Origin of the sequence: Veillonella parvula (assembly GCF_047241225.1) — a bacterium.
Classification (GTDB): Bacteria; Bacillota; Negativicutes; order Veillonellales; family Veillonellaceae; genus Veillonella; species Veillonella parvula_O.
Window position 1 is genome coordinate 633,339 of record NZ_JBKTIE010000001.1, and the last position, 21,757, is coordinate 655,095.

21 protein-coding genes are annotated in these 21,757 nt (G+C 36.7%); 4 read left to right on the forward strand and 17 right to left on the reverse strand.

All coding sequences use genetic code 11. The annotated features are described in order from the left end of the window. Positions 1 to 3: 3 nt before the first annotated feature. Complete coding sequence (locus tag ACLRYO_RS02985; protein ID WP_278457517.1) at positions 4 to 810, reverse strand: basic amino acid ABC transporter substrate-binding protein; 807 nt, start codon at positions 808 to 810, stop codon at positions 4 to 6. 901 nt (positions 811 to 1,711) lie between these two features. On the opposite strand from ACLRYO_RS02985, the gene ACLRYO_RS02990 reads away from it, so the two are divergent. Beyond that, positions 1,712 to 2,314, forward strand: coding sequence for an HD-GYP domain-containing protein (locus tag ACLRYO_RS02990; RefSeq protein ID WP_004693025.1), 603 nt, complete (start codon positions 1,712 to 1,714; stop codon positions 2,312 to 2,314). Between the two features lie 153 nt (positions 2,315 to 2,467). On the opposite strand, the gene ACLRYO_RS02995 is transcribed toward ACLRYO_RS02990, so the two are convergent. The 16 genes from ACLRYO_RS02995 to polA all read right to left on the reverse strand — a co-directional run bounded on the left by ACLRYO_RS02995 (position 2,468) and on the right by polA (position 18,833). Continuing rightward, entirely contained in the window at positions 2,468 to 3,163 is a 696-nt protein-coding gene (locus ACLRYO_RS02995) for a ComF family protein (protein WP_012864266.1), read from the reverse strand. Then, on the reverse strand, positions 3,163 to 5,316 hold the full coding sequence (locus ACLRYO_RS03000) for an ATP-dependent RecD-like DNA helicase (protein ID WP_278618061.1): 2,154 nt from the start codon (positions 5,314 to 5,316) through the stop codon (positions 3,163 to 3,165). Before ACLRYO_RS03000 ends, ACLRYO_RS02995 begins: the two co-directional genes overlap by 1 nt. After that, complete coding sequence (locus tag ACLRYO_RS03005; protein ID WP_278618059.1) at positions 5,316 to 6,080, reverse strand: shikimate kinase; 765 nt, start codon at positions 6,078 to 6,080, stop codon at positions 5,316 to 5,318. The genes ACLRYO_RS03000 and ACLRYO_RS03005 overlap by 1 nt, the downstream gene beginning before the upstream one ends. 12 nt (positions 6,081 to 6,092) lie before the next feature. After that, positions 6,093 to 7,025: a bifunctional riboflavin kinase/FAD synthetase gene (locus tag ACLRYO_RS03010; RefSeq protein ID WP_278618057.1), complete on the reverse strand. Its 933-nt coding sequence runs from the start codon at positions 7,023 to 7,025 to the stop codon at positions 6,093 to 6,095. Between the two features lie 2 nt (positions 7,026 to 7,027). Beyond that, positions 7,028 to 7,969, reverse strand: a complete 942-nt coding sequence (gene truB / locus ACLRYO_RS03015) for a tRNA pseudouridine(55) synthase TruB (RefSeq protein WP_278618055.1) — start codon at positions 7,967 to 7,969, stop codon at positions 7,028 to 7,030. 2 nt (positions 7,970 to 7,971) lie between these two features. Further along, complete coding sequence (locus tag ACLRYO_RS03020) at positions 7,972 to 8,913, reverse strand: DHH family phosphoesterase (RefSeq protein ID WP_278457495.1); 942 nt, start codon at positions 8,911 to 8,913, stop codon at positions 7,972 to 7,974. A gap of 17 nt (positions 8,914 to 8,930) precedes the next feature. Beyond that, a complete protein-coding gene (rbfA, locus tag ACLRYO_RS03025; RefSeq protein WP_012864260.1) occupies positions 8,931 to 9,287 on the reverse strand; it encodes a 30S ribosome-binding factor RbfA in 357 nt (118 codons plus the stop codon). Between the two features lie 9 nt (positions 9,288 to 9,296). Next, entirely contained in the window at positions 9,297 to 11,765 is a 2,469-nt protein-coding gene (gene infB / locus ACLRYO_RS03030) for a translation initiation factor IF-2 (RefSeq protein WP_077708369.1), read from the reverse strand. Positions 11,766 to 11,780: 15 nt separating this feature from the next. Further along, a complete protein-coding gene (locus ACLRYO_RS03035; RefSeq protein WP_278457494.1) occupies positions 11,781 to 12,086 on the reverse strand; it encodes a L7Ae/L30e/S12e/Gadd45 family ribosomal protein in 306 nt (101 codons plus the stop codon). A gap of 12 nt (positions 12,087 to 12,098) precedes the next feature. After that, positions 12,099 to 12,368 (reverse strand): RNase P modulator RnpM, encoded by a 270-nt coding sequence (gene rnpM, locus ACLRYO_RS03040; RefSeq protein WP_021148062.1) that lies wholly within the window; start codon positions 12,366 to 12,368, stop codon positions 12,099 to 12,101. A 2-nt stretch (positions 12,369 to 12,370) separates the two neighbouring features. Continuing rightward, on the reverse strand, positions 12,371 to 13,447 hold the full coding sequence (nusA, locus tag ACLRYO_RS03045) for a transcription termination factor NusA (protein ID WP_012864256.1): 1,077 nt from the start codon (positions 13,445 to 13,447) through the stop codon (positions 12,371 to 12,373). A gap of 17 nt (positions 13,448 to 13,464) precedes the next feature. Beyond that, positions 13,465 to 13,923, reverse strand: coding sequence for a ribosome maturation factor RimP (gene rimP, locus ACLRYO_RS03050; RefSeq protein WP_012864255.1), 459 nt, complete (start codon positions 13,921 to 13,923; stop codon positions 13,465 to 13,467). Positions 13,924 to 14,185: 262 nt separating this feature from the next. After that, a complete protein-coding gene (locus tag ACLRYO_RS03055; RefSeq protein ID WP_278457493.1) occupies positions 14,186 to 14,881 on the reverse strand; it encodes a hypothetical protein in 696 nt (231 codons plus the stop codon). Further along, complete coding sequence (locus ACLRYO_RS03060; RefSeq protein WP_012864253.1) at positions 14,865 to 15,419, reverse strand: lytic transglycosylase domain-containing protein; 555 nt, start codon at positions 15,417 to 15,419, stop codon at positions 14,865 to 14,867. Before ACLRYO_RS03060 ends, ACLRYO_RS03055 begins: the two co-directional genes overlap by 17 nt. A gap of 160 nt (positions 15,420 to 15,579) precedes the next feature. Next, positions 15,580 to 16,182 (reverse strand): dephospho-CoA kinase, encoded by a 603-nt coding sequence (coaE, locus tag ACLRYO_RS03065; protein ID WP_021148058.1) that lies wholly within the window; start codon positions 16,180 to 16,182, stop codon positions 15,580 to 15,582. 29 nt (positions 16,183 to 16,211) lie between these two features. Continuing rightward, entirely contained in the window at positions 16,212 to 18,833 is a 2,622-nt protein-coding gene (gene polA / locus ACLRYO_RS03070; protein ID WP_278457492.1) for a DNA polymerase I, read from the reverse strand. A 267-nt stretch (positions 18,834 to 19,100) separates the two neighbouring features. On the opposite strand from polA, the gene rpsT reads away from it, so the two are divergent. The 3 genes from rpsT to ACLRYO_RS03085 all read left to right on the forward strand — a co-directional run bounded on the left by rpsT (position 19,101) and on the right by ACLRYO_RS03085 (position 21,710). After that, on the forward strand, positions 19,101 to 19,361 hold the full coding sequence (gene rpsT, locus ACLRYO_RS03075) for a 30S ribosomal protein S20 (RefSeq protein ID WP_004692998.1): 261 nt from the start codon (positions 19,101 to 19,103) through the stop codon (positions 19,359 to 19,361). Positions 19,362 to 19,504: 143 nt separating this feature from the next. After that, positions 19,505 to 21,433, forward strand: a complete 1,929-nt coding sequence (locus ACLRYO_RS03080; RefSeq protein ID WP_413084661.1) for an RNA ligase — start codon at positions 19,505 to 19,507, stop codon at positions 21,431 to 21,433. Next, positions 21,408 to 21,710, forward strand: coding sequence for a hypothetical protein (locus tag ACLRYO_RS03085; protein ID WP_278457490.1), 303 nt, complete (start codon positions 21,408 to 21,410; stop codon positions 21,708 to 21,710). The genes ACLRYO_RS03080 and ACLRYO_RS03085 overlap by 26 nt, the downstream gene beginning before the upstream one ends. Positions 21,711 to 21,757: the final 47 nt, after the last annotated feature.

The following is a 21,757-nucleotide window of genomic DNA, read 5'->3' on the forward strand; positions in this document are numbered from 1 at the left end:
CTATTATTTAAATTCTAAAACTACTGGCATATCAGCAGGTGCATCTACATTAAACCATTTTTTATATAATGTATTAAATTCACCATCAGCCTTCATATCAGCAATTGCTTTATTGATTTCTTCTTGCAATGCTTTGTTATCCTTATTAATTGCTAAGCCCAAGTATTCTTTAGTATTTGGATATGCCATAAATTTAATATGTTGGTCAGGATGCTTAGTACTGTAATATTGAGCTACAGGTAAATCGATTACAGTTGCATCTACTCCACCATTTTGTAATTCTAACAAAGCTTCATTACTATGGTCAAATTCTTTTACAGTAGTACCTTCAATTTTATGAGCTAAATCTGCACCAGTAGTACCTAATTGGGCTGCAATTTTTTTACCCTTTAAGTCATCAAGAGAATTCACAGCCGTTCCATCTTTATATACTACTGCTAAGGCATTTTCATAATAAGGAGAAGAAAATAATACTTTTTCACTTCTCGCTTTTGTAATAGTCATACCAGATGCAGCAACATCAATATCATGTGTGTTCAAAGCTGGAATCAAAGCATCAAAAGCTACATTTTTTAGCTCTACATCTTTATTAATACGTTTACCAATCGCACGAATCAATTCAATATCAAAACCTGTATAATCTTGAGTTTTTTCATCTTTAAACTCAAATGGAACAAATGTAGCATTAGTGCCAACGACAAGTTTATTAGATGTAGGTTGATTAGAGGAACCACATCCACCAACTAAAGAAGTAGCCATCACTAACATACAACCGCCAAGAATTATTTTTTTTACTTTGCTATTTAACATATTATCAACCTCATTATTTAACTTACTACTACTTTATAATAGTATATAGATTAAGTATAATTATGTCAATAATTTTGTATATAATTTTAGATACAATCGCAAAATCGCTATATTTATATTTTAATTTTATACATTATTTGTATAAATATTACGGTTATGTATAAAAACTTTCCCATAGTTAGTGGTTTTCTATAGATTTTATAATATACAACTGTATAAAAAAAGCACATGAGAAAAGCCTCATGTGCCCCTATACGGCTGACCTGGTCTTTGCCCCCACACTCGCCTGCTGGAAGGTTCGCTCATAAGTCCAAGACTCCCCACTACTACCTCTCTCGATTTTATCGGCAGGACTTACACCTAAGCCGCACCATGCTCACAACCCTTTGGGCTGCTTATGTGGATCGTTTTGCCTGCGACTAGCCTCGACTTTCAACCACAGACCCGTATAGACGTATTATAAAGAATAACAGTATTCATGTCTAGTTTTACTATTATTTTAAAAAATTTTGATTATATAGTTAAGTAGCCAAACATATTTTTTTACCAAACATACTGTCGCATAATTCTTAGAACAATGAGAATAAATTTTGCAACCCCTATTTGTTGATGTATAGAAAATTGGAATAGAAAACCTAAAATATTCTTCATAATATTTTAATATTTCTAAAATCACATTTTTTAAGTACCATATCTAGTGGATTCTTAAATTGTCAATTAGTTTTTGTATGCCAAATATGAATACAACATATTTGTAAGAACATACGTATCATACACAAAAAATTATTTATGGTGTATAATTTGTATACTGTTAAATTAGAACGGCCTAAAGTTGTACGATATGAACATAAGTACGAGGGGTTGTACCATATGTTCAGTTTGTTAGTTAGAGGGGTTTATTATGTTTATGTTATCATTGATGCAACCATCAGGTTTGTATGAACTGGAGAAAGACAGTTTAGAAGCCATAAGCGCACAACTTTTACAGATGATACAAATGAAAAGCTATCATCTCTATACACATTCTATTCAGGTTTCAAACTATGCTGTTAGCATCGCAGCTAAAATGGGTTTACCATTAAATGAAATTGAACAGATTCGTCACGCAGCTTTACTTCATGACGTGGGTCTATTAATGGTTCCTAATGCATTAATCCAAAAATCTCCATATCTTAATAAGCAAGAAATGTCTAAGTATAAACAACATGCTGCAAGTGGTGCCAATATGATTGAAAACTATCCTTGCTGCCAACAAATTTTACCTTATATTCGTTATCATCATGAAAAATGGGATGGTTCTGGTTATCCCAAACATTTACGTGGTGCCAATATTCCGTTAGGAGCTCGAATTATTGCTGTAGCAGATTACTATGATACAACAGTTAATCCTTCTACTGAATTTTGGGCTAAAACAAAAGCTAAAGCAAAAGAAGAACTTTTTAGTGCGTCCGGTTCTCTCTTTGATCCAGATGTTGTTAAAGCATTTATTGATGTACTTGGCTAATATGTTAATTAAGCGTTCACCTTCAGGTGAACGCTTTTTATATACTAAGTTAACTATTTCTTTTAGAAACATTATCGCCATAATTTGATATGAATACATTTTATAATGCTACTATAAAATCAAATATTATATTCCTACATTTAATAGTAAAGATTAGAAACTACCACTAGCTAGCGTAAGGGCATCAACGCGTAAAGCGTTATGCTTTTGCAAGACTTTTGCTACGGCTTCAATTGTAGCACCTGTAGTATATATATCATCTACGATTAAAATATTCTTATTTGTCAAATCAATATCCTTGTAATCGGCGCGTATAACAAAAGCATCATCAATATTTTGATGTCTTTCTTTATTTGTTAATCCCCACATATCTCGAGAAGTATCAAACTTGTATATACAATCTAACCATTTAAAGTTTTTTCTATCTATCTCCCATAAAGAATGAGCCCATTCAAGAAAAAATAAATCTACTTGATTATATCCTCTCTTAGCTTTTTTCTTTTCGCTAGATGGTACGGGAACAATATAATCATACATAATTTTACAATTACTGTTCACAATGTTAGACTCATTATATTTCATGTAAAAGTTGTACGATACTAAAAAAGGAGCGGCCCCTTTGGACTGCTCCTTTTTTTCATTAAATTTTACATCGTAAATCATAGACTTTAGACCACCACGATATTCGGCCAACACACATACATCATCTACATAGTGTAAAAATTTATGTGGTATATGACGAATATGTAATAAATCTGTAAAACAAGCTTTACACCAATCCCCTTGTGTTGCCACAGGTGCACCACAGTGAGGGCATACAGGTGGAAATAGGAAATCCCAAAGACTCATTACGAATCACATCTCCCTTGTAGTCGTTCTTTAAACAATGTGTAACGTTCATCGGCATTAACAGTACGCACAGCACGTTCAACTGCGCTCGTAGTACCAACGATGATTACTTTACGCTTTGCCCGTGTAACAGCAGTATACAACAAATTACGTTGTAACATGCCACCATAACGTGGAACAAATGGAATAATAACTACACCATACTCACTACCTTGACTCTTATGAACTGTAATAGCATAAGCAGGCATAATCATATGTGCTTCATCGATAGGTAGACGGACCTCTTTATGGATAAATCGGATACAAATATCGGTCCGCGTAATAGCATAGATAACGCCAATTTCGCCATTAAACACTTCTAACTCATAATCATTGAGAATTTGAATAACCTTATCCCCAACGCGATACGTAATACCATTGACACGAACTTCTCCCTTATAGCTGTCTGGAGGGTTTACGGCTTGTTGTACATATTGTGAAATCAATATACTACCTGCTTCACCACGGCGCATAGGAGAAATAATTTGAATATCTAATTCATCCTCTATCGTCTCTTGTTCACGTTTATATACATCAATGATGGCTTTCATCATCATATCATAAGATTTAACAGGAATAAAAGAAAACTCTTCACTCACACCTTCCAGGTTAGGCATTTCACCACGGTTAATTGCGTAAGCACTTTCAACGATAGTATTACCAGAGCTTTGACGATAAATCTGATTAAGTCGTGTATAGGGCACACAATCACTATCTAATAAATCTTTTAATACGAACCCAGCACCTATAGGTGGTAATTGATCTACGTCACCCACAATAATGACATGGGCTTCCTTTGGAATAGCAGCCATCAAAGAATAGAATAAACGCACATTAAGCATAGATGCTTCATCGATGATAATAACATCTATATCTAGAGGATCATCTTCATTCTTTGTAAAGTCATAGGAGTCACTACCTTGAACAGGTACCAATAGACGATGAATTGTAGTAGCTTCAAACTCAGTGGCCTCGGTCAGACGCTTTGCAGCACGTCCCGTAGGAGCACAAAGTATAATGCGCCCCAATCCACCGAGTTGGAAACCTTTTACTAGTGCTTTGATGATAGTTGTTTTACCTGTACCAGGACCACCAGTTATAAGAGAAAACTTTTCAAAAAATGAGAGCTGTATAGCTTCTTTTTGAGCATCACCAAAGGTAATGTAGTTGTCTCGTTCAAACTTTTCAATAAAACTAGAAATATCTAATGCTATTGGATCAGCTTCTAATAGAAACTCACGAGTATAGTGGACACCTTCCACTTCAGAAACATACATCTCTGGCGGATAGATATATAAGATATCTTCATAATACGTACTATACAGTGCACCTTGTTCCAGCAGGCTTTCAATAAAGTTCGCAATATCATCTACATCAGTTTGTAATAAATCGTCAAGTCGACCGATAAGTTGATCTACTGGTAAACATGTATGACCTTGATTATCTAAACTACGTAGAATCCATTCTAAACCAGCCTCTAAACGACGTGTATCACTACCATTAATACCAAGATGCTCTGCTAGTGTATCGGCCGTACCAAAGAGCATATCCGGTGCTACATGTAATAATGTATAAGGATTATCCTCTATAACTGCGACGGACTGCACACCATAATAGGTATATACAATACGACTCCATTTCGATGAAATGTGATGGCATTCAAAAAAATGATTTAAATCGGATAAAATACCTTCACCAAGTAAGGTATTGAATAGCTCATCCTTAACACTCTTTCGGAGACCTGGAACATCTTTAATCTCTTCTGGACGTTCTTCCCGTAAAATTTCTAAAATACGAATACCGAAATATTCTAGTACCTTCTCTACGGATTTTTCACCAAAACCTTTTATTCCTAGATTCAACAAATAAGTCTTGGCAGCACCCATATTATCAGGTTTTAACTTTTCAATACTGCACGCATCAAATTGGCGGCCGTACTTTTCATGTTCTACATAGCGGCCCCGTACTTCGATGTCTTCCCCTTCTTTAGGAGACTCAAATTTGCCAGTACAAGTAATGTATTCCTCATTATAATCTTTTAGGATAAACACGCAATATGTACGTTGTGTATTCTCATATATAGTTCGGTATACAAATCCTCGTATGGCGTCCATTATTTCTCCGTATTCGGCAAAGCTTCAATAATTTCTTGCACTGCATCGGTAATACTGCCTTCGTTACCAATTTTAATATGTGCTACTTCTTCATATAAAGGATATCGTTCTTCATATACATTAAAAATATATTCGATACTTTCTTTTACAAGCGGACGAATCTCTAGATCCAAATCATCTAAAATATGATTTACATCGCGGTTTACGAATACAACAAGACCATTATTTCTCATCAATTTAACAGTTTTATCATAGGTAACAGTGCCGCCACCTGTAGCAATGACAGATGGTTTATTATGAATTAATTCTTTGATTGTACTATATTCATATTCACTGAAAGCATCTTTACCATCGTAAATATAGATATTTTGAACGGATTTACCTACTTTGTCTTGAATCGTTTGGTCTAAGTCAAAAAAATCTCGCCCCAACTCTTTAGCTAGAACTTTACCAACAGTAGTCTTACCTGCGCCAGGCATACCAATAAGGAAAATATGCTTATGCATGTGTTCTTTCAAGAATTCATTACTCATAGAAACGACAGTTTTTATATAATTTTCAACATAAGGTGCTAAAACTTGATCTTTACAATTTTGAGTATGTAAAGTAACGATGCTATCATCCCGTTCTTCATCAATAAGCGGCAAATGATGTTCATCCTTATATTTACCAATTTCTTTAATTAATGTGAGTCGTTTTTCAAACTCCGTAACTAATACAGAGTCAATACTATCTATTTGTTTTCGAGCTTCTTTAATATCCATGAGAACCCCCTTTTATGCATTAGCTAAAATAGCTAGCGCCTGTTCTTCATCTATCTTCATCTGATCGATAAGATCTTGTAAGTTATTAAATTTAACTTCCCCTCTAATATAAGAAATAAATTGTACAATTACTTCTTTTCCATATATGTCCTGGTCAAAGTTAAAAACGTGCACTTCACATCTATGATACTGATTTTTAAAGGTTGGATTATCTCCAATATTACCTACCCCATCATACCAAATACCATCAATACACACGCGATTAGCATAGACTCCATCTGGAGGTGTAGCCATTTCATTAGGAAGTAAAAGATTTAATGTAGGGAATCCTAATGTGCGTCCTCGTTGATCGCCTTTAATCACAGTGCCTTTAAATTGGAATGGTCTACCTAACCAATGATTAGCATCTTCTAAACGTCCATCATGAATAGCCTTTCTTATTTCTGTACTAGAAATAGGCGTACTAAGACCATCACATGGTAATAAGGGCTGCACAAGAACTCGTATATTCTTATTTGCTACCACCTGTTTCATATATTCTGGATTACCTAGACCTTTTGCACCAAAAGTAAAGTTTTCACCAATTACAATGGCTTCCACATTCATATCAGTGCAAAGATCATGTAAAAATTCATCTGCACTCATGTTAAGTAGTGCTTCAGTCATAGGCAATCGCAAAATATAGTCTACGCTGAGTTCTTCTAACACAGTATCCATAATCTCTTCTTGAATCACCCGTTTAGGCACCCTATCTGGATGTAATATAGTCAACGGATGATGCTCGAAGGTGATGATGATACTTACGCCATTGACTGATGTAGCCTCTTCAACAGTCTTACGTATAACTCGTTGATGACCTCGATGAATGCCATCAAAGGTACCAAGGGCATATACTTTTGTATCTTTGATTTGACGTAGTTCATCAAACGAATGTATTTGCTTCATACTTATCCTTCAATAAAAATATTTTTTTCCACTTTTAATGTGTGGTTTGTTCGTTTCATAATACCAATAAAACCATTCGGTCCATAGGCTCTATAAAAATTATCTGGTTCGGTAAAAGAAAATTCCCTTTCAATAGGTAATTCCTTCCCTTGCACCATCATCCTTAATTGTACACTATTTACAGTCACTTTTGAAAGATGAGAAACCGCCGTATCCGTTGGTAATAAAAGGCTTTCACCATGTAACATTAATTCTTCAGCTATCTTAGCAGAACTGATCTCAAAAGGTCCTACTTGAGTACGTGCCAAAGAAGTCATCGTGCCAGGTATACCTAAAGCAATACAAATATCGCGTAATAATGAGCGAATATAAGTCCCGCCTGAGCAAGTCACGCGAATCGTAAAAAAAGGAAATCCATAAGCAATGAGCTCAATATTTTTAATATGAATTTGACGTAATGGCAGTTCTACAGGAATACCTTTACGAGCATATTCATAAGCTCGAATGCCATTTACTTTAATAGCTGAATACTTAGACGGTCTTTGGTCCTGAATACCTGCAAATTTTTTCAAGATACTAACCAGTTCTTCAAAGGTTGGTTTAACCATAGTTGCTGAGATTTCTGTAGATTGAATAACTTGATTCAATACAACACCATCACGCAATACCATATCATTATCTGGCAATACAGTTTGTCCAGAACTATCTTCAGTATCTGTAAAAGTTCCAAATTTACATTCAGCTACATAGGTTTTATCAAAACCCTCCGTGTATTCTATAAGGCGTGTTGCCTTTCCAAGAAATACAGGTAACACACCATAAGCCATAGGATCTAATGTACCACTATGACCAATGCGCTTTTCCTTTAAAATACGACGACAAATAGCAACGGCATCATGACTCGTAATACCAGGAGGTTTTAAAAATGGTAAAATGCCATCCATTATTAAATCACCTCAATGAGAGCCTGTTTTGCTTCTTGTAACGGCAAATTAATAGTACACCCAGCAGCACGAATGTGACCACCTCCACCAAAATGGCTTGCTACAGCGTTCACATCAATACCTTTAGAACGTAAACTTACACGTGTTCTATTATCAGCTTCTGCTTTTAATAAAATTGCCACATCTACAGTATCAACATTTCTAATAATGTCTACAAAACCATCTGTATCATCGCCAAGAATATTCATGGCCTCACGATTTAGTTCGATAGTAGCAACTGTATTATTCTTATGAAACTCGATAGTTTGCATAACTTGTTTTGTTAACTCTAAACGACTGGCAGATACGGCTTCTATGGTTTCAGAAATAACATTTGGTCTAGCCCCTGCAGCTACACATTTAGCAGCCATCTCAAGGGTATTCGCCGTAGTATTACTAAACTTAAAGAAACCGCAGTCCGTAGCTATCGCCATATATAACGCGATACCCATAGACTCAGTGATAGGCCAATTCCATTTTGTACATAAGTCGGTGACAATTTCACCAGTAGCAGCAAAATCAGGCTTTAAATATAGATAATCCGCAAATTCCGTATTAGAAATATGGTGGTCTATATTAAAAATAGGTGCACTCCAAAGTGCACCTACTTTGCCAATTCGCTCATACGTGCTAGCATCCAAAACCATTAGCATATCAATATCAACTGGATTAGTTTCAAAATAGGCGACATCATGGATGTGGTCCGTATACCGTAAGAATGAGTACTTCTCAGGAACTACATCATCTACTACCATATATACAGTTTTACCTTGACCCACAAGGGCTTCGTAAAAGGCTACCATGGATCCGATAGCATCGCCATCAGGTCTAACATGGACGGTTAGCATAATAGAATTAGCTTCACACAGAGCCATATGTAATTGATTAATAGTAATCTTACTCATGTTCTGTATCCTTTGTTTTAATTTGTTTCTTCGTCCTTTTTAATTTCGTTCAAAAGGGATTCAATATGCATGCTATAGTCCAAGGACGTATCCTTATCAAAAGTGATGGAAGGAATATGTCGCAATTTAAGTACCTTTCCAAGCTCGGTACGAATATGTCCAGCCGCATGCTTTAATGCGATAAGGGTATCTTGTTTTTCCTTATCGGAACCAAACAAGGAAACATAAATCGTAGCTTCACGCAAATCACCTGTTACATGAACATCAGTAATTGTGGTAAAACCGATGCGAGGATCTTTCAACCCACGCATCAACATTTGACTTACCTCTTGTTTGATAAATTCTTGTAATTTTCTGACACGAACATCACTCATATAAACCTCCTATAATTGAGGTGCAATTTCTTCCATCAAGTATGCTTCAATAACGTCGCCTTCCTTGATGTCGCGATATCCTTCTAAGGAGATACCACATTCAAAGGATGTTTTAACTTCCTTAACTTCGTCTTTGAATCGACGTAAAGAATCAACCTTACCTTCAAATACAACGATGCCGTCACGAATTAAACGAACTTCAGAGTCGTTAGTAATACGACCTTCTGTTACATAGGAGCCAGCTACAATAGCCTTTGGTGTGGAAATAACCTGACGCACTTCTGCACGACCTACGACAACCTCTTTAAATTGAGGCGCCAACATACCGCGCATAGCAGATTCAACGTCATTGATAGCATCATAAATTACACGATATGTACGCAAGTCAACCTTTTCTTGTTCCGCTGCACGTCGAACATTAGCATCAGGGCGTACGTTGAAGCCCATTACAATCGCATTAGATGCAGATGCCAACATGATATCCGATTCATTAATGGCACCTACTGCAGCATGAACAATAACAATACGAACCTCAGGGTTTTTGATGCCTTCTAAAGATTGACGCAATGCTTCTACAGAACCTTGAACATCGGCTTTGATGATAATATTAAGATCCTTCAACTCGCCTTGTTGAATTTGGTTGAAAATATCATCTAATGTAACTTTATGTGTAGCTTGCAATTCTTGAACCCGTTGCTTAGCAATACGTTTTTCAGCAATTGCACGTGCTTCGTTGTCATCCATACCATTTATAATTTCACCGGCTTGTGGAACTTCGGAGAAGCCCAAAATTTCTACCGGCATAGATGGACGAGCAACTTTTACTTTTTCACCGCGCTCATTTGTCATGGCACGTACTTTACCGTATGCAGTACCAGCAAGTACTGTATCACCTACACGAAGAGAACCTTTTTGTACCAAGACAGTACATACAGCACCACGACCTTTATCAAGTTGAGCCTCGATAACTACGCCATATGCCTTACGGTTAGGGTTCGCTTTCAATTCCATAACTTCTGCTACGAGCAAGATATTTTCAAGTAAGTCATCAATACCTTGTTTTTGTTTAGCAGATACTGGAACCATGATTACATCGCCACCCCATTCTTCTGGTAAAAGGCCATGTTCAGACAATTGTTGTTTAACATGGTCTGGGTTAGCACCTGGTTTATCCATTTTGTTGATGGCTACAATAATAGGTACATCTGCAGACTTCGCATGATTAATAGCCTCGATAGTTTGCGGCATTACACCGTCGTCGGCAGCGACTACAAGAACTGCAATATCCGTAGATTTCGCACCGCGTAGACGCATAGCAGTAAATGCTTCATGACCTGGTGTATCAAGGAATGTGATTTTATTATCCTTGTAGCGAACTTGGTACGCACCAATATGTTGAGTGATACCACCAGCTTCGCCAGCTGTTACATTAGTTTGACGAATTACGTCCAACAAGGATGTTTTACCATGGTCAACGTGACCCATGATAGTTACTACAGGAGGTCGTGGTTTTAATGTTTCTGGTGCATCTTCAATTTCAATAACATCTGTAGGGTCTTCTTCAGGTTCTACTTCAGTTACAGTTACACCGAACTCTTCAGCCACGATAGTAGCTGTATCTACATCAACCTCTTGGTTAATGCTGGCCATAACACCTAAAAGCATCAATTTTTTGATGATTTCAGATACTTCGCGACCCATTTTTTCAGCTAAGTCTTTAACAGTTAGAGGCCCGCTCAATTCAATTTCTGTAGCAATTGCTGCTTCAGCTTTACGTTCAGCTTCTGCTTTTTGTTGTAGGTACTGCTCGTTACGATGTTTTACGCGATTTTTCTTTTTTTGCATAGATGTAGATAACAAGGATTGGGGGCGGTTATTACCACCTTTTTTATTTTTCTTGTTACGGCGATCATTATTAGAATTGCGGTTATCGTTATTGCGGTTGTCGCTATTACGATTATCGTTGTTTCGACTGTCATTGTTACGCACATCATTAGAACGACCGTTATTACGGTTATCATTATTGCGGGTATTATTAGGGCGATTGTTAGCACGGTCTCCACCATGTTGCTTACCATCGGATTTGCGTGTAGGCTCAGAGATTTGTACATGACGGACATTGCCTTTTTTATGGTCCTTTTGTTTAGATTGATCGTCTTGTTTTTGACCAGCTTGTTTGTGTTTATCTTTTTTCTGTTCGTTAGAACGATTTGAATGCTGTTGTTTATGTGATGCAGCTTCCTGTTTATGGGCTGCAGTTGGAGCAGATTTCGATTCTACCTTTTTTTCTTTTTTTTGTGCTACTTTAGGAGCTTCAGATTTTTTACCTAATTGTTTTTTTACAATTTCATAACCTGAATCATCTACAGAATTAACTGCTTTAGTAACATTAATATTATGTTGTTGCAAGATAGAAATGACCTGCTTGCTTTCAACGCCGAACTCTTTGGCGATTTCATGAACGCGTTTTTTGGACATCTACATACCCCCTTATTATCGATCAATCTCTTTAAGTAATGCCTTTGCAAATCCATCATCTAGTAGGGCGACTACTACCCGAACTTCCTTACCAATGGCCGTTCCTAAAGCCTCTTTATCGGCAATACTGTGAAGTGGAATGTGATGGGTTTCTGCTAATTGAGTATATTTCTTTTCATTATTGGCTGCACAATCACTAGCAAGAAGCACTAATTTCGGTTCCTTTCTCTTTATAGCTTTTTCTACGATAAAATCACCAGAAATAACTTTTCCTGCTCGTTGCGCTAAGCCTAAGAGATTTAAAATTTTATCTTCATTCATGTATATCAGTGATTACTCATTCTCTTGTAAATCACGTTGTAACGCTTCATATATCTCTTTAGATACGCTATGCTTTAAGGACCGTTCTAATCGTTTAGCCTTATAGGCCTGCTCAAAACATGACATGGATTCACATAAATAAGCTCCACGTCCTGGTGCTTTACCGCTGCGATCAATAGTGATATTGCCGTCAGGACTCAAGGCTAAGCGAATCAATTCTCGTTTTGCCTTAGGTTCACCACATCCTACGCAAGTACGCATAGGTTGGGATTTTGGTTTCATGACTATTCACCATCCTCAGCATTGCCGAAACCTGTAAAAGGTTCTTCAGCAGCTTGAGTTTCACTTTTAATATCGATTTTCCAGTTAGTCAACTTAGCCGCCAAACGAGCATTTTGACCAGCCTTACCAATAGCTAAAGATAATTGGTAATCAGGTACTACTACATATGAAGATTTTTCTTCTTCGCTTACATCTACCGATACAACCTTCGCAGGGCTTAAGGAGTTAGCAATGTAAATTGCTGGATCTTCATCCCATTTTACAATGTCTATTTTTTCATCGTGTAATTCATCAACAATATGTTGTACACGTTGCCCTTTAGGACCTACGCAAGCACCTACAGGATCAATATTTTCATCACGACTATATACAGCGATTTTAGAACGCATCCCCGGCTCACGAGCTACAGACTTAAGCTCTACTACGCCTTCAAAGATTTCTGGAACCTCTAGCTCAAATAGACGTTTCAATAAACCTGGATGTGTGCGAGAAATCATAATTTGAGGGCCTTTCGTAGTTTTCTTAACCTCTACGATATAGCATTTAATACGATCTCCTTCACGGTATGTTTCTGTAACAATTTGCTCAGTTGGAGGCAAAATCGCTTCCGTTTTACCAAGATTGATAAATACATTTTTACCTTCAACGCGAGTAATAACGCCAGTGATGATATCTCCTTCACGGCTGTAATACTCTTCGTATACTACACTCCGCTCAGCCTCTTTTAAACGTTGAATGAGCATTTGTTTAGCAGTATGGGCAGCACTACGGCCAAAGTTGGCAGGAGTTACATCTACTTCTACTACATCACCAATCTCAAAACGTTTATCTTTTTTGCGAGCGTCCAATAAGCTGATTTCTGTTTCAGGTAATTCAACAGTTTCCACAACTTGTTTTTTAGCCATTACTTTATAAACGCCTGTTTCGCGGTCAATCACAACGTACGCATCTGGGTTAGATGTTGGTTCTTTGCGATATGCTTGCAACAATGCAGCCTCTAAGGATTCAAAAATAACCTCAGGAGCAAAACCTTTTTGCTTTGTAAGCACCATTACCGCTTGAATTAATTCTTGACTCACTCGTATGCCTCCATATATTAAAAATCAAGATGTAATCGAATTTGTGCAATGGTAGAACGTTCAAATGTCATGCTTTCACCATTGATAGTAAATTCGATAGTTGTGTCTGTAAAACCTTGTAATGCACCAGTAAATTGTTTACTACCATTAATAGCCTTAAACAACTGAATATCTACATCACGGCCATTATAGCGAACTAAGTCCTTGTCTTTCTTAAGAACTCGATCAAGACCGGGAGAAGATACCTCCAATAAATAGTTTTCCGTAATTGGATCCTTTTCGTCGAGGACAGCACTTAATTTTTCGCTCACCAACTGACAGTCATCCAAATCTACACCACCTGGTTTATCAAGGTAGACACGTAAATACCAATCCCGTTCACGTACATAGTCTACATCGACGAGTTCCATATCGGTGCCGGCTATAATACCTTCAACCACAGAGGATACAAACTCCTCCACTGCTTCTCTTTTCATAGCCATCGCCTCCTTACTTACTACATCTTGTATATATCTCTTGATAAAAACACTATAAAATTGAGCTAATCATAAATGAAAGAGTGGACATACGCCCACTCTTTTAAAAGATTTATATAAAAGTCATATATAGTATATCACATTTACTGCGTATATACAAATTCTACGTTTTCTAATGGGCATTAAAGAAACCAATCCCACATAAGTCATTTTATAAAAACAAAAAATGACAAAAAATAGCATAGTTAAATCTATCCAAACTTTAATCAATGCGCTCATTCAAACCTTTTAATATAGCACCTAAATGCTCGCGCAATAACAATGCTAAATCATCTAGATTTTTTGCATCTAAATGATGGTCAATTTCTGGATAGCTTTTATACCGAAGTTCCGCAAAGTATTCATCACGTAATTCATTATAATACAATAGTAAGCCTGTACACTCGTCCATCTTACGGTATTCGCCGATGATAAAAGACCCATTAATCATGCGAATCGCATGGGCTGGATCAATATCGCGTACAAAACCTTCTAACTCCTCAGGCATAACTTGTGAGAAGTCCCATTCAGGAATTCCTCGGCGACGATAAGTAAAAGTAAAGTTATTAGCAGGTTCTATTAACATATTGGTTAACCCTTTTACACATCGTTCTTGTAGCCCTGTCCAAAAAGACTCTAAATCGGCTCGCACAAAAGAAATGTCCACAAAGGAAAATAGTGGCATTTCTATATGTACTGTATAGTCCTCTACCTCTTTATCATACAAGGCAGACCAACGCCATCCCAAATCGTTTTGATAGTGGAAAATAGGTACCTTCAATACGTCTTCACCAGCACTAATACGATTAGCTAACTTTGTATAGTCACTTTCAGTAGAGGTAACTAGTGTAAAACCTTCAATGGATTGAGGCAACCAGGAATAGTCTAAGGCTTTACAAGCTTCAATAATCGTTTCCATATAATGCCTCATATCTTTCTTGATACTGTAAGACTGCTTTTACATAGCTACGAGTCTCAGGAAATGGAATCGTATCAACCATTCCATTCCAATTATTTTCGTGAATCCACGATTCCACATGACCACGACCAGCATTGTAGGCAGCTAGTGCAAGCACCTGATCCCCATTAAACTCTTTCAGCAAATGACCTAAATACCAAGTACCTAGCTCAATATTTATAGTAGGTTCTTTTAATTGACGATCTGTATAATTGCCATGTCCTACTTGTTGTGCCACCCAACGAGCTGTATCTGGCATGAGTTGCATCAATCCAAGAGCCCCAGTTTCAGACTCCGCTGTGTTTTTATACTTGCTTTCAGCTAAGATAACACTAGCCACCAAAGACGGAGGTACCTGCTCTTTCTCAGCTGCGGCTATAACTTCCTCTTTATAGTTAAAGGGATACGCGATTTGACGCGCGAAATGGTCATCTAGATATGTAAAATAAAACCATCCTAGTACGACACAGGATAGTGCCGTTGCCGTTGCACGTTTCATATATCCCCCTTTCTACATACAAACTGAAAATAGTCATCAAAATCTAACATATAACAAATGCTAAACTAATATTATGCTAAGTTTTATGGGCTTATTATACCATTTATTACTATTATTTATATACCAAATTTGACACATAAAATGGCAATTATCAATTTTCTTATAGAGCTGATTCAATACGCTCATTCCAGATGGTATCTAATTGTTCCTTTAAATCCAGAGGTGTACCATTATTATCAATGATTACATCCGCATAAGTCCGTTTGTCATCAAGACGCATTTGACTCTTAATACGAGCCAATGCATCCTCTTTGGTAAATCCATTGCGGTTCATTAAGCGCTCAATTTGAGTCGACTCATTCACATATACGAGCCACACCTCGTCCATCATGGTATACCATTCCCCTTCGATGAGTAAGGGAATATCATATAGTAAAACGGGTGTATGTAGTGCCTCATAATGAGCTGTGAGCTCCATGATTCGATTTTGAATATGCTCTTTTAAACAACCATTCAGTTGTTGGCGTTTTTTTTCATTGTGAAAGATAATAGCCCCTAATGCTTCTCGGTTTAATGTCCTATCATCGTGCAATACATCGGTTCCAAATGCAGCTACAATTGCTTCTAGCCCTTTTGTACCAGGCTCTACAACTTCACGAGCCACAATATCAGCATCGATATACGGTATACCTTTATCCTTAAAATATGTAAGAACTGTACTTTTGCCAGATGCAATGCCACCAGTTAAGCCAATTTTAAACATATATACCTTCTATTAATTATAAATATATATTACTTTACTAATGCCCAGTTTTCTGCATGATGTACGTCTACAATAAGAGGTACTTGTAGCTCTACAACAGATTGCATTGTATTACGTAATAATTCCTCTATAGCTTCTAATTCAGAGTTCACCACTTCAAGTACTAGTTCGTCATGTACTTGTAATAAAAGTCGAGACTTAAAGTTTTGTTCTTCTAATTTTTGCTCCACTTGGTTCATGGCTAACTTAATAATATCTGCGGCAGTACCTTGAATTGGCGTATTCATTGCAGTTCGTTCAGCAAAGGAACGACGGTTAAAGTTACGACTATTAATATCAGGTAACTCGCGTTGACGACCAAACATAGTGCGAACCTTGCCTGTTTCATGAGCCTCTTGAACCATTCGATCCATATACTCTTTAACCTTAGGATAACGGCTAAAATAAAGATCAATATAGTTTTTAGCTTCACCCCGTGTAATACCAAGGTCACGAGATAAACCAAAGTCAGAAATACCGTAAATAATACCGAAATTAATCGCTTTCGCATGAGAACGTTCTTCGCTAGTTACATCATCTTGAGCTTTACCAAGCACCTCTGCAGCAGTAAAACGGTGAATATCCTTGCCTTCTACAAAGGCTTTAATCAATGCTTCATCGCCAGATAAATGGGCTAAAATGCGCAACTCAATTTGGGAGTAATCGGCACTCACCAATGTATCATATCCAGCACCCGGATAGAATAAGGCACGAATTTCACGGCCTTTTTCGGTACGAACAGGAATATTTTGCAAGTTCGGATCAGATGAGCTAAGTCGACCTGTAGCCGTAACCATTTGATTGAAAGTCGTATGAATACGACGAGTCTTATCATTGATAAGAACTGCCAAACCTTCACAATAGGTAGATACTAATTTAGCAACAGAACGGTATGCCAAGATTTTTTCAACAATCGGACTTTCGTGACGAAGCATATCCAGTACTTCCGCATCTGTAGAATAGCCGGTCTTAGTTTTCTTGATGATTGGCAAGTTCATCTTTTCAAACAAGATTACACCCAATTGTTTAGGTGAATTGATATTGAAATTTTCTCCAGCTAATTCATAAATCTCTTGTTGTACTTGGGCTAGTTCCTCTTTAAAACGAGTTGTTGTTTCCGCTAACTTCTCTGTATCGATATAGATACCATTCTTTTCCATCACTACTAAAGTATGAATCAAAGGCAACTCAATCGTTTCATATAAAGACCATAACTCTTCACGACGAGCAGATTCACAAGCTGCTTCGTTCATGGCGAGTAATGCTTTCACCATGGATACGCATTCTACATCTACACTACCGCTAGCAATGCTAGGTACAGAGAAGCGCTCAGTTAGATATAGATATCCATAATTAGTACGCGTAGGATCTAATAAATACGCAATGAGAGACATATCGTGAACACGAGCAGTTTTATCAGCATTAAATAAAGAAATCTCAGCTGGCACATCTGCACCAAAGGCTTCGATAATCTCCTTGGTCTGAGTTGTAACGATGGCTTTAGCACCTTGTAAAACAGCTAAAACAGCTTTAGTATCGTCTGTTTTTACAATAGTATCACCATTAGATAGATACGTATTCGTTACCGTTCTAAATGGTGTTTTTCCATCTAATATAACATGTACTGCTACCGTTTTATCTTTATAGAAGTCGACTGTTAATACTTTAGCATCTGCTAAATCATCTAAGGAAATCTCCTCTTGTGGTGCAAATAATGAGCCTGGATCTCCAAAAGCTGCTTCCTCGCCCCCCATTACTTGAACAATGCGAGGTGTTAATTTAGTGAAGCCTAAAGTTTCAAATAAAGGCTGTACTTCAGAGGTATGGAAGTTTTGTACAAAATCTTCTACTTTATAAGATAACTCCATATCTGTTTTTATTGTTGCTAATTCACGAGATAAAAAGGCTAACTCTTTATTCTCTACGAGACGCTCTTTTAATTTCTTACCAGAAATGTCTTCAATATGTTCGTATACAGATTCAAGATTGCCATATTCGGTAATTAATTTAAGCGCTGTTTTCTCACCTACGCCTGGTACACCTGGAATATTATCGGAAGAGTCACCCATAAGCGCCTTCATTTCGATAACCTTATCAGGACCATAACCATAAAGCTCCTCCATATTATCTAGAGTAACTTCTAACATATCAGAAATACCTTTTTTAGTTAAGAACACATGACTATGTTCTGTTACAAGCTGTAAATTATCGCGGTCACCTGTAATAATTTGGACAGCCATTTCAGGGGCTCCAAACTTTTTACTTAAAGATCCAAGAATATCATCCCCTTCAAAGCCTTCTTCTTCGATGACACAAATACCCAATGCTTTTAATACATCTTGAATTAAAGTAAATTGTGGACGCAAATCCTCAGGTGCATCTGGACGATTTCCTTTATATTCACTATACATTTCAGTACGGAATGTTTGACGACCTTTATCAAAAGCTACGGCAATATAGTCAGGATTAATTTCTTCATACAATTTAATGAGCATCGTTAAGAAGCCATATACTGCATTCGTTGGTGTTCCTAAAGCGGATTTCAACGGTGGTAATGCAAAAAATGCGCGAAATAACAAACTGCTGCCATCTATAATCATTAATTTTTTCATAAGACACCTCACTTAATTCTATTCTTCATTATAACATAAGGACCCTTTTAACTTTCATAAATAAAAATTAATATATTGTTACACTATAAAATGAATGATTAATTTAATTTTAAAAACCACATATATGCTTTCATAAATAAATAGTAGAATATGTTTTATAAATCATGTCATTAAGGAAAATATTGGGCTGAAAAGTCCTTGCGTATCAATATTTGGTATGATATAATCATTCAGGTATAAGAAACGATTTTTAAGGAGGTGACTCAATTGCCAAACATTAAATCCAGTATTAGAAGCGTAAAAACGGATGCTGAACGTCGTGCGAAAAATGCCGCTGTAAAATCTCAAATTCGTACAGCAGCTCGTAAAACCGTTGAAGCTGTTCAAGCAGGCGCAGTAGAAGAAGCAAAACAAGCACTTGTTCATGCTACTAGCGTAATTGATAAAGCAGCCTCCAAAGGTGTACTTCATAAAAACACTGCAGCTCGCAAAAAATCTAACCTTGCAGCTAAAGTAAACGCTTTATAATTTTAAAAGCAAGCAAGACAGTCTCTCGGGGATCCGTTGAGACTGTTTTTTTTTATGGCCTTTTCTATTTAATCATAAAATATTTTTCGTTTGTTATACAGATATATTATTACGCCCTATGGGCAGATTAGAGGACTATTACTATGAGAACACTATTATTAATGCGTGGTGCTCCTGCTAGTGGTAAGTCTCAGTGGATTCGTGATAACAATCTTGAGGCTTACACCCTTGAAGCCGATCATTTCCGTATGCTTTTACGTAGCCCTTCCCTTGGTGAGAATGGCTGGTATATTTCACAAGAGGATAATGGTCCAGCATGGAAGCTCCTACTAGATTGTTTAGAAAAACGAATGATCAATGGCGACTTTGTCGTCTTAGATGCTACCCACACTACATCTAAAGCTGTTAATGCTTACAAAGAATTGCTTAACAAATATAAATATACTGTATATTACTATGAACCAGATACATCCTTAGAGGATTGCTTGGCCCGTAATGCGGCTCGCGTCGATTACAAACGAGTGCCAGAGCAAGTCATTCATCGTATGTACAAAATGATTAAAACAAGTACATTACCAAAGTTTTGTAAAAAAATTAACTCTATTGATGAAATCAACAATTACTTTACGGTTAATCTAACAAATAGATATGATCGAGTGCGTGTTATCGGTGATATTCACGGTTGCTACACCGCATTACAACAAGCTATTACACCGTGGGATGAAAAAACATTATACATCTTCTGCGGTGACTATTTAGAACGCGGTATTGAAAACAAAGAAATGATGTACGAAATGATGCGTCTCAGCGCATTCCCTAATACAATTATGTTAGAAGGCAATCACGAGCGACATATTGCAAACTTTGCATTTCATACAAATTTAGATCGTTCTAAACGCTTTATGAAAGATGTGGTAGCACCTATCGTAAAGGATATGACGAAAAAAGAAGTGGAATCACTTCAACGAGAACTGCGACTCTTTTATAAATCACTTCGTCAATGTTATCCTTTTAGCTTTCATAGCAAAAAATATTTAGTTTCCCATGGTGGTATCTCCTATGTGCCTAATATGACCTTCATAGCTACCTCAACCTTTATTAATGGGTTTGGCGCTTACGAAACAAATATCGCTAATATCTATGATACTAATTACGAGCAAAACATGTGTCAGGACTTCATTCAAATTCACGGTCATCGTGGTGTTCCAGATGGAAAGTACTCCTTCTGTTTGGAAGGAGAAGTTGAGTTTGGTGGAGAACTAAAATACATTGATATTACAGCTAATACTTTCACCAAAAATGGAATTAAAAACGATGTATATGATAAAGATTATATGCGCCATGAATTCCAAAATATGACACAACATGTCATCTTCACACAAAATGAAGATATTAATATTATTGGCAATTCAAAATTAGTAAAAGTAAAACAATGTTTCCCTAACCTATATTCCTTGAACTTTACCTCTCGTGTATTTCATAAACGATTATGGAATGAAAGTACAGTACAAGCTCGTGGATTATTTGTGGATCGAATTACAGGAGATGTGAAATTACGTAGTTATAATAAATTCTTTAATCTTGGTGAGCGCCCAGAAACAGAGTTAGATAATCTAGCTAATACTCTCTCCTTTCCAGTTGAAATTAGAACGAAAGAAAATGGTTACCTTGCCATTCTTGGCGTTATCAACGAAGAATTAGTATTTGCCTCTAAATCTACAACAGAGGGTATACATGTGGATTTATTTAAAAACCTCTTCCATAGATTGCCTGAAGGCTTACAAGCAGAAATCAAAGATTTATTAGCACGTAATAATTGTTCTATGATATTTGAAGTCATTAGCCAAGAGGATACTCATATCATTAAATACGACCAAGACCATCTCTATGTACTCGATATGATTCAAAATACTCTAGACGTAAATGGTAAGCATATAGATGTCCCATTCTCTAGAGAAAAATTAGCTGAACTTTATACGATTTTACAAAAATATGACACTGACTTGATTTCCATTGTTAAAACAGTTCAACAAGTTTCTACCATGGATGGAACTCCAAGGCATTATAAATAAGGAACTAAATTCATTCCATGAATCTGAAGGCTTTGTATTAGTCGATAGCAATGGTTTTATGACTAAATTCAAAGGTCCTTATTATAATACGTGGAAGCACAGACGAAATCGCATTCTAGAGCCATATCAAAAATTTGGTAAAATTCCATATGGAAACTGTAAAAATGAAGATGACACTAAATTTGCAGACTTCCTTGGTTCATTAGATTATGATGTGGTATGTAAGTCTACCATACTTGATATTAAAGATATGATGGAAAATCAAGGCTTGCTATAATTAAATAAACTCATCCTGTTTTAAGGATAAAAGCAAAAGGGACTGCA